The organism is Streptomyces litchfieldiae (genome assembly GCF_031845365.1).
Lineage (GTDB): Bacteria > Actinomycetota > Actinomycetes > Streptomycetales > Streptomycetaceae > Streptomyces > Streptomyces litchfieldiae.
The window spans coordinates 366,954-379,729 of the sequence record NZ_JAVREL010000005.1 but is presented as its reverse complement, the minus strand read 5'-3'; the positions used below and the strand labels follow the sequence as shown (position 1 = coordinate 379,729).

At 72.2% G+C, this 12,776-nt stretch carries 12 protein-coding genes; 7 read left to right on the top strand and 5 right to left on the bottom strand.

What is annotated here, in order from left to right:
• Nucleotides 1-83 precede the first annotated feature (83 nt).
• Nucleotides 84-1,802 (top strand): lysine--tRNA ligase, encoded by a 1,719-nt coding sequence (lysS, locus tag RM590_RS12490; protein WP_311704550.1) that lies wholly within the window; start codon nt 84-86, stop codon nt 1,800-1,802.
• Between the two features lie 15 nt (nt 1,803-1,817).
• Here lysS and RM590_RS12485 read toward each other — a convergent pair whose 3' ends face one another.
• The 4 genes from RM590_RS12485 to RM590_RS12470 form a co-directional block, all read right to left on the bottom strand.
• Nucleotides 1,818-3,263, bottom strand: a complete 1,446-nt coding sequence (locus tag RM590_RS12485; RefSeq protein WP_311704549.1) for a DUF2637 domain-containing protein — start codon at nt 3,261-3,263, stop codon at nt 1,818-1,820.
• A 112-nt stretch (nt 3,264-3,375) separates the two neighbouring features.
• Complete coding sequence (locus RM590_RS12480) at nt 3,376-4,152, bottom strand: DUF3558 domain-containing protein (RefSeq protein WP_311704548.1); 777 nt, start codon at nt 4,150-4,152, stop codon at nt 3,376-3,378.
• Nucleotides 4,153-4,246: 94 nt separating this feature from the next.
• On the bottom strand, nt 4,247-4,948 hold the full coding sequence (locus RM590_RS12475; protein ID WP_311704547.1) for a DUF3558 domain-containing protein: 702 nt from the start codon (nt 4,946-4,948) through the stop codon (nt 4,247-4,249).
• A 119-nt stretch (nt 4,949-5,067) separates the two neighbouring features.
• Complete coding sequence (locus RM590_RS12470) at nt 5,068-5,640, bottom strand: hypothetical protein (RefSeq protein ID WP_311704546.1); 573 nt, start codon at nt 5,638-5,640, stop codon at nt 5,068-5,070.
• A gap of 118 nt (nt 5,641-5,758) precedes the next feature.
• On the opposite strand from RM590_RS12470, the gene hemL reads away from it, so the two are divergent.
• From hemL to ccsB, 6 genes are all read left to right on the top strand, one after another.
• A complete protein-coding gene (gene hemL / locus RM590_RS12465; RefSeq protein ID WP_311704545.1) occupies nt 5,759-7,084 on the top strand; it encodes a glutamate-1-semialdehyde 2,1-aminomutase in 1,326 nt (441 codons plus the stop codon).
• A 37-nt stretch (nt 7,085-7,121) separates the two neighbouring features.
• The gene (locus tag RM590_RS12460; protein WP_311704544.1) at nt 7,122-7,799 is read left to right on the top strand and encodes a histidine phosphatase family protein; all 678 of its coding nucleotides are present in this window, start codon (nt 7,122-7,124) and stop codon (nt 7,797-7,799) included.
• 67 nt (nt 7,800-7,866) lie between these two features.
• Nucleotides 7,867-8,457 carry a TlpA family protein disulfide reductase gene (locus tag RM590_RS12455; RefSeq protein ID WP_311704543.1) on the top strand — a complete coding sequence of 197 codons (591 nt, stop codon included), beginning with the start codon at nt 7,867-7,869 and terminating at the stop codon, nt 8,455-8,457.
• 7 nt (nt 8,458-8,464) lie between these two features.
• Nucleotides 8,465-9,208 (top strand): cytochrome c biogenesis CcdA family protein, encoded by a 744-nt coding sequence (locus RM590_RS12450; protein WP_311704542.1) that lies wholly within the window; start codon nt 8,465-8,467, stop codon nt 9,206-9,208.
• Nucleotides 9,209-9,214: 6 nt separating this feature from the next.
• Nucleotides 9,215-11,089, top strand: a complete 1,875-nt coding sequence (resB, locus tag RM590_RS12445; protein WP_311704541.1) for a cytochrome c biogenesis protein ResB — start codon at nt 9,215-9,217, stop codon at nt 11,087-11,089.
• Entirely contained in the window at nt 11,086-12,183 is a 1,098-nt protein-coding gene (ccsB, locus tag RM590_RS12440; protein ID WP_311704540.1) for a c-type cytochrome biogenesis protein CcsB, read from the top strand. Before resB ends, ccsB begins: the two co-directional genes overlap by 4 nt.
• 113 nt (nt 12,184-12,296) lie before the next feature.
• Here ccsB and RM590_RS12435 read toward each other — a convergent pair whose 3' ends face one another.
• The gene (locus RM590_RS12435; protein WP_311704539.1) at nt 12,297-12,701 is read right to left on the bottom strand and encodes a PLD nuclease N-terminal domain-containing protein; all 405 of its coding nucleotides are present in this window, start codon (nt 12,699-12,701) and stop codon (nt 12,297-12,299) included.
• Between the last annotated feature and the right edge of the window lie 75 nt (nt 12,702-12,776).

Below are 12,776 nucleotides of genomic sequence, written 5' to 3'. Positions count from 1 at the left end.
GCGGCTGGGCCTTGATGGAAAAATGGCTGGGCTGGGATGGGACAATGGGCCCGACAGCCATCACGCGAAGGAAGTGCCGAACCGTGGCTCCAACCAGCCCGGAGACCGACTGGGTCTCCCGACTCGCCGACGAGGTCATCGCCGAGGCGGAGCGCCGCGCCCCCGGCAAACCTGTTGTCTGCGCCTCGGGCCTCAGTCCGTCCGGGCCCATCCACCTGGGCAATCTGCGCGAGGTGATGGTGCCGCACCTGGTGGCCGACGAGATCAAGCGGCGTGGCATCCCGTGCGAGCACCTGCTGTCCTGGGACGACTACGACCGCTTCCGCAAGGTCCCGGCCGGCATCGACCCCGCGTGGAACGAGCACATCGGCAAGCCGCTGACGGCCGTTCCCGCGCCGTCCGGCAGCCCGTACGCCACCTGGGCCGAGCACTTCAAGGCGCCGATGGTCGCCGCGCTGGCCGAGCTGGGCATCGAGGTGCGCGCGATCAGCCAGACCGAGCAGTACACGTCGGGCGCCTACCGCGAGCAGATCCTGTTCGCGATGCGCGAGCGCCGGCGGATCGACGCCGTGCTGGACCGGTACCGAACCAAGCAGGCCGCCGAGAGCCCGTCGCCCGAGGAGGTGGCCGACGAGGCGGAGGCCGCCGCCGTGGAGGGTTCGGGCGCGGCCAGCGAGGACGACGGCAGCGCGGGCGGCGCCGGGTACTACCCGTACAAGCCGTACTGCTCGGTGTGCGGGCGGGACTTCACCACGGTCACGTCGTACGACGACGACACGACCGAGCTGGCCTATGTGTGCGAGTGCGGCCACGGTGAGACCGTGAAGCTGTCCGAGCACAACCGGGGCAAGCTGGTCTGGAAGGTCGACTGGCCGATGCGCTGGGCGTACGAGGGCGTGATCTTCGAGCCGTCCGGCGTGGACCACCACTCGCCCGGCTCCTCGTGGGTCGTGGGCGGGCAGCTCGTTTCGGAGATCTTCGGCGGCAAGCAGCCGATCGGCCCGATGTACGCGTTCGTCGGCATCAGCGGTATGGCGAAGATGTCCAGCTCCAAGGGCGGGGTGCCGATCGCGGCCGACGCGCTGGAGATCATGGAGGCGCCCGTGCTGCGCTGGCTGTACGCGCGGCGCCGGCCCAACCAGTCGTTCAAGATCGCCTTCGACGGCGAGATCCAGCGCACCTACGACGAGTGGGACGCGCTGGGCCGCCGGGTGGCCGACGGCACGGCGCAGCCGGCCGACGCCGCCGCGCACAGCCGGGCCGCGCGCACCGCGTCCGGGGAGCTGCCGGCCACGCCGCGCCCGCTGCCGTACCGGATGCTGGCCTCCGTGGTGGACATCACCACCGGGGACGAGGAGCAGACGCTGCGGATCCTGAGCGATCTCGACCCGGAGCGGCCGATCGGTTCGCTGGACGAGACGCGGCCGCGGCTGGACCGGGCGGCGCGCTGGGTGGAGACGCAGGTGCCCGCGGAGCAGCGGACCCGGGTGCGGCCGGAGCCGGACGCGGAGCTGCTGGCCTCGCTGGACGACGAGCAGCGCGAGTCGCTGCGGCTGCTGCGCGAGGGCCTGGACGAGCACTGGTCGCTGGACGGGCTGACGACCCTGGTCTACGGGGTGCCGAAGATCCGGGCGGGGCTGGCGCCGGACGCCAAGCCGACGCCGGAGCTGAAGGTGGCGCAGCGCGCGTTCTTCGCTCTGCTGTACCGGCTGCTGGTGGGCGGTGACACGGGTCCCCGGCTGCCGACGCTGCTGCTGGCGGTGGGCGCCGACCGGGTGCGGAAGCTGCTCGGCGGGGAGTGATCCCGGGGGCAGGCCCTAACCGCCGGTGCCCATCTCGGCGTTGAAGCGCTCCCGGAAGCCCCGGGTGAACTCGCGCAGGTACTGCTCGCTCAGCAGCGAGCCGTCCGTGTCGGTGGTGCCGTAGCGCGCGTGCAGGAAGCGGGAGAGCTGGCGCGCGTTGGGGTGGGCGCCTTCCTCCATTATGTATTCGCGGTAGGCGGCGTAGAACGCGTCGCCGGGCGCGACGCCCTCCGGCAGTCCGACCAACTCCGGCTGGGCGTCGGCCGGTTCGACCAGGAGCTGCTGCTGTTCCGCGACGCGGGGCGCGGTGGGGTAGCCGCCGGAGGGCGCGTTCCCCAGGGCCCGGCGCCGGCCGCCGGGGCCGACCGGCACGGTCACCTGCGGGGTGGTCTCCGCCGGGGGCTGGGGCGCGGCGGGGGCCTCCGGCTCCCAGGGGTCCGGCGCCTCGACGGGCCACGCGTACGCCTGGTCCTCCGGCCAGGCCACCGGCTCCGGCCGGGGCCGTTCGTCGGGGGCGTTCCGGTCGTCCGGCCGGTCCTGGTACGGGTCTTGGTAGGGGTCCTGGTACGGCTCCTGGGCCTGACCCTGGGCCTGGGCCGCCGTGAACCAGGCGGGCGGGGCGGCGCCGTCGGGCCAGGGCTCGGCCGCGTGTTCGGGCCGCGGCTCCGGGGCCGGCGCCTCGGCGGGGGTCTCGGCGGCCGTGCGCCGGGGGGCGGGGGCCGCGGGCCGACCGTCGGCTAGTCCGGCCGACGGGGGCAGCGCCCGGGCCGCCTCCGGGCCGTGTGCCGCCGCCAGGCCGGCCGGCGCGGTCTCGCGCAACGGGACGCCGTAGCGGGCGAGTTTGAGCGGCATCCGGGCCTCGACGGGCGCCTTGCGGCGCCAGCCGCGGCCGTAGTCGGCGCGCAGCCGGGCCTGGTAGACGAGGCGGTCGCGTTCCATGCCGATGACCTCCTCGTAGGACCGCAGCTCCCACAGCTTCATGCGCCGCCACAGCCGGAAGGTGGGGAGGGGCGAGAGGAACCAGCGCCACATCCGCACCCCCTCCATGTGCTTGTCCGCCGTGATGTCGGCGACCCGGCCGATCGCGTGCCGGGCGGCCTCCACGGTGATCACGAACAGCACCGGGATGATCCCGTGCATGCTCACGGCCAGCGGATCGCCCCACGCGGAGGCGCCGTTGAACGCGATGGTGGCGGCCGTCAGCAGCCAGGCGCTCTGCCGCAGCAGCGGGAACGGGATGCGCAGCCAGGTGAGCAGCAGGTCCAGGGCGAGGAGGACGACGATGCCCGCGTCGATCCCGATGGGGAAGAACGGCGCGAACTCGCCGAAGTCCTTCTCCTCGGCCAGCTCGCGGACGGCGGCGTAGGAGCCGGCGAAGCCGATGGCGGCGATGACGACGGCGCCGGTCAGCACGATGCCGACCAGTATGCGGTGTGAGCGTGTCAGCTTGATCGCGGCCACGCGCGGTCCCTCCCGGGCTCGTCTGAGAATGCTCTCGCGGGCCCAAGAGTGGCACACCGGTCAGGTCATGTACGCGCTGAGTCCCTATCATCCGGGAATGGGCGAGCCGTCGTCAGGCGTCGTTTCCCTGAAGGTTGTCGTCGGCCTCTTCCTTCTCGGTGCCGCCCTGCTCGCCGGTGGCCTCGGCCGACGCGTCCACCGCCGCCACCGCCTCGCGGGCGGCCGTCTCCGCGGCCTCCTTGACGGTGTCGGCACCGGGCATGTCGTCGCCCTCGAAGCCGGCGCCCGAATAGTCCACGGTGATCACGACGTTGGCGAGGCGGGCGACGACGCGCTGCTGGCGGTACTCCTGTTCGCCGTCCTCCTCGGACTCCTTGACCACGGTGTAGGCCAGCGAGAGGGCCGACTCGCCGGTCTCGGCCAGCTCGGCGGACTCCACGTCCTGGTTGGCGTCGTCCCCGGTGATCTCCTCGGCCATCTGCCGCAGGTACTCGTCGGCGCGCTCGTCGCCGGTGCCCAGCGTCAGGTCGGAGTCGAAGCGGCGCAGCGCCACGGTCAGCGAGCGGAACTGGTACTCCTCCAGCCCGCTCCACAGGCAGGCGCCGGAGGCGGCGGTGTCGGTGGAGCTGAGCGTCTCGCCCGCCGCGGGGTCGGCCTCGGGGACCAGCTCGCCGATGGTCCCCTCGCCGATCGTCGAGCACACCTCGGGCAGCTCGGCGAACCGCACCGGCTCGGGCGTCGGCTCGCTCGACTGGCGCGGCTCGTCGTCCGCGGTGTCCTCGCCGGAGCCCGAGGAGGTGCAGCCGGCGACGAGCAGCGCGGGCAGCGCGGCGAGGGCCACCGCGCGCACGGCGAATCGCGAGGTCCTTCGCGAGGCGGTACGGGTCATGGTTTCTTCGCTCCAGTTACCGGTGAATGTTGCCAGGCCACGGTACGCCGGGGGGCCGCCGCCGACCGGGCGGCGCGCTCGGTCCCGTTCGACCCTACTCGTCCAGGGCACCCGCGAGCTGCTGCGCGACGGTCTGGGCCCGTTGCTGGAGGCGCGCGCTGTCCGGCGGGGCGTCCGTCAGGGTGGTCGAGACGGTGTAGGTCACCGTGACGATGACGTTCGCATTGCGGAACGTCACGGTGACGTTCCGGCGGTCGCCCTGGCCGGTCTCGGTCAGCACGTCGTCGATGAACGCCCCGTCGCCGAGCCCCTCCAGTGCCCGGGAGTCCAGCGCGTCCTCGGCCGGCGGAATGGCCGGCTCGGTGCCGGCGGCCGGGATCCCCGCCTCGGTGGCGCGCTCCTGGAAGTCGAGCTGGGCCTGGTCGTCGTCGCTGACGGCCGGGTCGTAGGAAATCACCCGCAGGAAGTCGACGGACAACTGCTGGCTGTCGGTGTCGCCGGTGTTGCTCCAGTCACAGCCGGACCGGCGGCCTGTGTCGTACGTCTCCATCGGCTCGCCCGCGTAGGTCTCGGGGTCGCCGTCGGGCAGCAGCTCGCGCAGCGTCTCGCCGTTCACCGAGCCGCAGGGCTCGGGCAGACCCGAGTACCTGCCGGTCTGGGCCGTGTCCGCCGAGTCCCCCGGCGGGCCGGTGCCCGCCGGGTCGTCGGTGCCGCCCAAGCCGGGCGCGCAGGCGGCCAGCCCGCACACCGCCGCGGCAGCCAGCACGGCGCACCTCACGGCCATCGTGCGCAGCACGCGTCCCCTCCTGGTCCTCGGCAGCACTCGCGGTCAACAGGACCATGTCTACCCCAGAGATCCGCCGCGCGTCCGCTCCGGACGGAAGTACGGGCGTTATGGGGGAAATGTGCCGCGCGTCAGGGCCAGACGAGACAGTACGGCTGGTGCCCGGCCTCATGGAGGCGGCGGGAGAAGTCCTGCCACTCGTTGAGGAGCTTGTACACGCCGAACGCGTCGCTGGGGCCGCTGCGGTCGGGCACCGTGGACCAGATGAACGCGGCCGCGCCGACCGTCTCCTCGCCGATGCCGCGCAGCGGGTCGACGACCGTTGTGGGCAATTTCACGACGGCGTAGTCGGGGTGCAGCACGACGAGCTCCAGCGGGGGCACGCGGTGCAGCGGTATGCCCTCGATACCGGTGAGCACCATGGCCGCCATGGTCTCCGGCTTGATGCGGGTGAACATCCCCTGGCCCAGCTCGTCGCCGCCCAGCTCCTCGGGCCGCATCGACAGCGGAACGCGGGCCGCGGTGGCGCCGTCGGGCGCCCCAAAGTACTTATACGTCACGGCCATTCGTCCGCCTCGGCCACGGAACTCGAGATCGCCGTTCTCCGTCTTCCGACGGTGCCGCCCCCTGCGAGAACGCGCGCGTGGCGCGGGCTCCGGTCCGAGGCCCCCGGGTCCCTCGCCGACTTCGCCACCGCGCTGCATGTCACCACCTGACTATTCGCGACCCCCGCCGCGCAACCCGATCATCGTTTCAGACACCTCCCCCGCCAGACGGCTGCGAAACGCCCTGACACCGAGCTGTAAGGGGCTGAATGTCACCATGGACCGCGTGACTCAATCCTATGAAGCCACAGTCTCCCAGACGCTCTTCGCCCGCGCCGCCCGCGTCACCCCGGGCGGCGTGAACTCACCGGTGCGCGCCTTCGGTGCCGTGGGCGGTACGCCCCGTTTCATGGTGTCCGGTTCCGGCCCGTATCTGACGGACGCGGACGGCCGGGAGTATGTGGATCTCGTGTGTTCCTGGGGACCGATGATCCTCGGCCACGCGCACCCCGCCGTCCTGGAGGCGGTGCACGCGGCGGCGGCGCGCGGCACCTCGTTCGGCACCCCGACGCCTGGCGAGGTCGAGCTGGCCGAGGAGATCGTGGCGCGGATCCCGCCGGTGGCGCAGGTGCGGCTCGTGTCCTCCGGCACCGAGGCGACCATGTCGGCGATCCGGCTGGCCCGGGGCTTCACCGGCCGCGCCAAGGTCATCAAGTTCGCCGGCTGCTACCACGGGCACGTGGACGCGCTGCTGGCCGCGGCCGGCTCCGGCGTCGCGACGTTCGCGCTGCCGGACACCCCGGGCGTGACCGGGGCGCAGGCCGGTGACACGGTCGTGCTGCCCTACAACGACCTGGCCGCCGTGCGGGCGGCGTTCGAGGCGCACCCCGGCGAGATCGCCTGTGTGATCACCGAGGCCGCGCCGGGCAACATGGGCGTCGTGCCGCCGGCCGAGGGGTTCAGCCAGGGGCTTGCGGACCTGTGCGCGGCGAACGGCGCGCTGCTCATCTCCGACGAGGTGATGACGGGCTTCCGCGTCAGCCGGCAGGGCTGGTACGGCATCGAGGGCGTGACGCCCGACCTGCTGACGTTCGGCAAGGTGATGGGCGGCGGCTTCCCGGCCGCGGCCTTCGGCGGGCGCGCGGATGTGATGGCGCAACTGGCCCCGGCCGGGCCGGTCTACCAGGCCGGCACCCTGTCCGGGAACCCGGTGGCCACCGCCGCCGGCCTCGCCCAGTTGCGGCTGCTGGACGACGCGGCGTACGCGCGCCTGGACGCCGCCTCGGCCGAACTGCGCGGCATGGTCGGGCAGGCGCTGGCCAAGGAGGGCGTGCCGCACACCGTGTCCGCCGCGGGCAACATGTTCTCGGTCTTCTTCACGGACCGGCCGGTCACCGACTTCGCGTCCGCCAAGGCGCAGGACACCCACCGGTTCACCGCGTTCTTCCACGCCATGCTGGCGGGCGGGGTCCATCTGCCGCCGTCGGCGTTCGAGGCGTGGTTCGTCTCGACCGCGCACGACGAGGCGGCGCTGGAGAGGATCGCCGCCGCGCTGCCGGCCGCCGCCCGGGCCGCGGCCGAGGCCGAGGGAGACAGGGAATGACCGGCGGCGGCACCACGGAAACGGCGGGCAGGGACATATGAGCGACGGCGAGCGGACGATCGTGCACGTGATGCGGCACGGCGAGGTGGCCAACACCGCGGGGATCCTCTATGGGCGGCTGCCCGGCTTCCACCTCTCCGAGCTGGGGCGGCGGATGGCCGAGCGGGTCGCGGAGCACCTCGCCGGGCGGGACATCACCCATGTCGTGGCGTCCCCGCTGGAGCGGGCGCAGGAGACCGCCGCGCCCATCGGGGAGTCGCACGGGCTGGAGGTGGCGACCGACCCGCGGCTGATCGAGGCGGCCAACGACTTCCAGGGCAAGACGTTCGGCGTGGGCGACGGCGCGCTGCGGCGGCCCGCCAACTGGCCACTGCTGCGCAACCCGTTCCGCCCCTCCTGGGGCGAGCCCTACGCGGAGCAGGCCCTGCGCATGCGGAACGCGCTCGACGCGGCCCGCGACGCCGCGCGCGGCCACGAGGCGGTGTGCGTCAGCCACCAGTTGCCGATCTGGACGCTGCGCAGCTTCGTGGAGGGCCGCCGCCTGTGGCACGACCCCCGGAAGCGGCAGTGCACGCTCGCCTCGTTGACCAGCTTCGCCTTCGCGGGTGACGACCTCGTGTCCATCACCTACACCGAGCCGGCCCTGGACCTGGTGCCGGCGCATCTGCGGGCCGGCGCGCGGCCCGTGAAGGGAGCCCGGGGATACGGGGCCTGACCAGCCAGCCATTCCCGGACAAGGGGGGCGTCGAAGATCGTCCGGGGGCGCATGGGAAACTTTTCACATGATCCAGTTCCGGGCTATCCAGCTGGCCCTGGCCGGGGCCGTGACCGGGGCCCTGGTGCTCACGGCGTGCTCCGGCGACCAGGCGGGCCCCTCCGGCGGCGACACCAACATCGTGCAGGGCACGGGTGAGGTGACCCAGGTCGCCGCCGGGGAGCGCGACCAGGCCCCCGACCTGTCCGGCGAGACCGTCGACGGCGAACAGGTGGCGCTCTCCGACTACCGCGGCCAGGTCGTCGTGATCAACATCTGGGGCTCCTGGTGCCCGCCGTGCATCGCCGAGGCCGACGACTTCGTCCGGGTCGCGGAGGCCACCGCGGAGCAGGACGTGCAGTTCCTCGGGATCAACACCCGGGACCGGTCCCGCGACAACGCCGCCTCGTTCGAGCGCACCCACGGCGTTCCCTACCCGAGCCTGTACGACCCCGACGGGCGGCTGCTGCTGGAGTTCCCCCGCGGGAGCCTCAACCCGCAGGCCATCCCTTCCACGCTGATCATCGACCGCGAGGGCCGCATCGCCGCCCGCGCGCTGACGCCCCTGTCCGAGGAACAGTTGCGTGACGCGCTCGACCCCGTGATCGCCGAGGGGTGAGCCGACGGTGGAGTACAACGAGACGATCCTGAGCGGGGCCCTGCTGGCGGCCCTGCCGGTGGCGCTCTTCGGCGGCCTCGTGTCGTTCTTCTCCCCGTGTGTGCTGCCGCTCGTGCCGGGCTACCTCTCCTATGTGACCGGCGTCGGCGGCGCCGATCTCCAGGACGCCCGGCGGGGCCGGATGTTCCTCGGCGCCCTGCTCTTCGTGCTCGGCTTCTCCACCGTCTTCGTCACCACCGGCGCCTTCTTCGGCGGCATAGGCGCCGAGTTCCTGGAGCACCAGGACGTCCTCAACCGGGTCTTCGGCGCGCTCACGATCCTGCTCGGTCTGGCGTTCACCGGGCTGCTGCCCCGGCTGACCCAGCGCGAGATCCGCTTCCACCTGCGGCCCGCCGTCGGCCTGGCGGGGGCGCCCATGCTGGGGCTCGTCTTCGGCATCGGCTGGATTCCCTGCGTCGGACCGACCCTGGCCGCCGTCCAGTTCCTCGCCTTCAGCGAGGCCACCGCCGGCCGCGGCGCCCTGCTGACCCTCGTCTACTGCCTGGGTCTGGGCCTGCCGTTCATCATCGCCGCACTCGCCTTCCGGCGGACCCTGGGCGCGTTCGCCTGGGTCAAGCGGCACTATGTGTGGGTGATGCGGCTGGGCGGCGTCATGCTCATCACCACCGGGCTGCTGCTCGTCACCGGTCTGTGGGCCGATGTCGTGTACGAGATGCAGGTCTGGTCCAGCGACTTCACCGTTTGGATCTGAGAAGCCATGACCGACGACAGCACGACGACGACGCGCACCGATGAGAGCGCGGACGAGGCGACCGCGGCCGCCGGGCTCTCCACCGCGCCCGTCGAGGAGAGCGCCGAATCCGGGCCGGGGCCCGCGGGCGGCGGCTCGTTCGGCGGTACCCGCGACCCCGGCGCGCTGGGCGCGCTCGCCTGGCTTGGCCGCGAGATCGTTGGCTGGGCGCGCTGGTTCTGGCGGCAGTTGACCTCCATGCGCGTCGCGCTGATCCTGCTGTTCCTGCTCGCGCTGGCCTCGATCCCCGGCTCGCTGATCCCGCAGGACGACGTCGACGCCACGCTCGCCCAGGACTTCCGCGCCAACAACCCGGACCTGTCGCGGTTCTACGACCGGTTCCAGCTTTTCGACGTCTATTCGTCGGTGTGGTTCTCCGCGATCTACATCCTGCTGTTCGTCTCGCTCATCGGCTGCATCGTGCCGCGGAGCTGGCAGTTCATCGGGCAGTTGCGCGGCCGGCCGCCGCGCGCCCCGCGCCGGCTGACCCGGATGCCCGCCCACACCACCTGGCGCACCGACGCCGCGCCCGACGAGGTCCTGGACGCCGCGCGGACGCTGCTGGCGCGGCGGCGCTTCCGCACCGACCGTCGCGACGACGCCCCCGGCGGCGCGCACATCGCCGCCGAGAAGGGCTATCTGCGCGAGGCGGGCAACCTGGTCTTCCACCTGGCGCTGATCGTGATGCTCGTCGCGTTCGCCGCCGGCCGGCTCTACTACTCCGAGGGCGGCAAGCTCGTCGTCCAGGGCGAGGGCTTCTCCAACACCCTCACGCAGTACGACGACTACGAGTCCGGCACCCTCTTCGACGTGGACGAGCTGGAGCCGTTCGGCTTCCGGCTCAACGAGTTCCACGCGGACTTCTCCCGGGAGGAGATCGACCTCGCCACGCCCACCGAGTTCCGCGCGGACGTCACCTACTGGGACGCCGAGGGCAACGAGACGGACACCACCATCGAGGTCAACGACCCGCTGCACGTCGGCGACTCCAAGGTCCGCCTCCTCGGCCACGGCTACGCCCCGGTCATCACCGTCACCGACGGCCAGGGGCAGGTGGCGTTCAGCGGGCCGGTGCCGTTCCTGCCGCAGGACTCCGCGCTCACCTCCACCGGCGTGATCAAGGTCAGCGACTACCTCGACCCCCAGGGCCGGCCCGATCAGCTCGGCTTCCAGGGCTTCTTCAGCCCCACCTACAACATCGACGAGGTCCGCGGCCCGCACTCCACGTTCCCCGAGCCCGACCTGCCGGTGCTCACGCTCAACGCCTTCCACGGCGACCTCGGCGTCAACTCCGGCATCCCGCAGAACGTCTACCAGCTCGACACCGACAACATGGAGCAGCTCAGGGACGAGAACGGCGACCTGCTCCGGTTCAACCTGGTGCCCGGCCAGTCCCTGGAGCTGCCCGACGGCCGCGGCACGATCACCTTCGAGCGCCTCGACCAGTGGGCCAGCTTCCAGATCACCACCAAGGCCGGCAACGACTGGGCGCTGGTCAGCTCGATGGCCGCCGTGCTGGGCCTGGCCGCCTCGCTGCTGCTCCAGCGCCGCCGGGTGTGGGTGCGGGTCCACCGGGGGGACGACGGCAGCACGGTCGTCGAGATGGCCTCTTTGGGCCGCAACGAATCGGCGAAGATCCCCGAGGAGCTGGCGGCGCTGGCCGCCGCGCTGACCCGGCACGCGCCGATGCTGCCCGAGCCGGACACCGACGAGGACAGCGCCGACGAGTCCGACGAGGACCCGGCGGAGGACGAGTCCGCCGACGGCACCGAAGCCCCGAACGATCCCGCTCGCCCCGCCGAAACCGCTGAGTCCGCAGCCGCGGAAGGAGCACGCCCATGATTCTCGCCGCCGACGAGGGCCTCGCCGATCTCAGCAACATGCTGATCTATTCGTCGATGGCCGTCTACGCCCTCGCGTTCCTCGCCTACACCGCCGAGTGGATCTTCGGCAGCCGCAGCAAGGTGGCCCGCACCGCCGCCGCGCTCACGCGCGAGGCCGACGGCGAGGCCGGGGCCGCGGTGCCCGCCCAGGCGCCGGCGATCACCGTCCGCAAGGCCGGCGCGACGTCCGTGCTGGACCGCCCCCGCGTCGTCACCCGGTCCTCCTCCCCGGCCCGGGACGCGGTCCCCGACGGCCCGGGCGCGGCGGGCGGCGACGTCCAGGGCGACACATACGGGCGGATCGCCGTCTCGCTGACCGTCCTGGCGTTCCTGATGCACCTCGGCGGCGTCGCCACCCGGGCGCTGTCCGTGGAGCGCGGGCCGTGGGGCAACATGTACGAGTTCTCCACCGCGTTCTCCATGGTGGTCGTCGGCGCCTTCCTCGGCTTCCTGCTCGCCAAGAAGAACGTCCGCTGGCTCGGCCTGCCGCTGGTCACCACCGTGCTGCTCGACCTCGGCCTCGCGGTCACCGTGCTCTACACCGAGAGCGCCCAGCTCGTGCCCGCGCTCGACTCGATCTGGATGTGGATCCACGTCCCGCTGGCCATCATCTGCGGCGGGCTGTTCTACGTGGGCGCGATCTCCAGCGTGCTGTTCCTCTTCCGCGACCGCTACGAGGCCAAGATCGCGGCCGGCGGCACCGCCCGCACGCTGACCGCCTCGGTCATGGAACGGCTGCCCTCGTCCGTGACCCTGGACAAGTTCGCCTACCGGATCAACGCGGCCGTCTTCCCGGTGTGGACGTTCACGATCATCGCCGGCGCCATCTGGGCGGAGAACGCCTGGGGCCGCTACTGGGGCTGGGACCCCAAGGAGGTCTGGGCGTTCATCACCTGGGTCGCCTACGCCTGCTACCTGCACGCCCGCGCCACCGTCGGCTGGAAGGGCCGCAAGGCCGCCTATCTGGCGATCGCCGGCTTCGTCTGCTTCGTGATCAACTACTACGGGGTCAACATCTTCTTCGACAGCCTGCACTCCTACGGCGGCGTGTGATCCACGACCGCGTGACCACGGGACCACAGGCGACGAAAGCCCCGCCGTGCCGGTGTCCGGCGCGGGCGGGGCTTCGTTCGCTGTCAGGGTTGGTCGTCAGGTGTCCGTAGGGGTCAGCGGTCCTTGCCACCGGGAGGGTTCTCCTCGTCGCCGTCGCGCTGGCGCATTTCCTCCTCGCGGCGGCGTAGGTCTTCCTCCCAGCTCTCCAGGAGTTCCTTGTCCCGCTCGTTCGCCTCGCGGGTCCGCTCCTCGCCGAGCGAACGCAGGAACTCGGGGTTGTCATCGGGGGCGACCCAGCCGCCCGAGCCCCGGCGGCCCACGCCGCCACGACCGGGCACACCGCGCTTGCGGCCCACGAAGATCCAGGCCAGCGGCCCGACCACCCAGGCAAGCACGATCAGCAGAATCCACACCAGCTTCGGCAGATGGCGGACGTCCTCATCCTTGGAGCTGATGCAGTCCACCAGGGCGTAGATGGTCAGCGCCAGCGGTACCAGAATCAGCAGCACCCTCAGCATGGTAGTCCCCCTGGACTCAACGCTCCGGGGCCCGTCGCGAGACCCCCTGACAATGGCCAGGGTAATGCGTCGGCA

Bases quoted from the DNA above. Each gene is read 5' to 3' on its own strand.
- RM590_RS12480 (WP_311704548.1), bottom strand. From the start codon at position 4,152: ATGACCCGTACCGCCTCGCGAAGGACCTCGCGATTCGCCGTGCGCGCG.
- RM590_RS12470 (WP_311704546.1), bottom strand. From the start codon at position 5,640: ATGCAGCGCGGTGGCGAAGTCGGCGAGGGACCCGGGGGCCTCGGACCG.
- hemL (WP_311704545.1), top strand. From the start codon at position 5,759: ATGGACCGCGTGACTCAATCCTATGAAGCCACAGTCTCCCAGACGCTC.
- RM590_RS12460 (WP_311704544.1), top strand. From the start codon at position 7,122: ATGAGCGACGGCGAGCGGACGATCGTGCACGTGATGCGGCACGGCGAG.
- RM590_RS12455 (WP_311704543.1), top strand. From the start codon at position 7,867: ATGATCCAGTTCCGGGCTATCCAGCTGGCCCTGGCCGGGGCCGTGACC.
- resB (WP_311704541.1), top strand. From the start codon at position 9,215: ATGACCGACGACAGCACGACGACGACGCGCACCGATGAGAGCGCGGAC.
- ccsB (WP_311704540.1), top strand. From the start codon at position 11,086: ATGATTCTCGCCGCCGACGAGGGCCTCGCCGATCTCAGCAACATGCTG.
- RM590_RS12435 (WP_311704539.1), bottom strand. From the start codon at position 12,701: ATGCTGAGGGTGCTGCTGATTCTGGTACCGCTGGCGCTGACCATCTAC.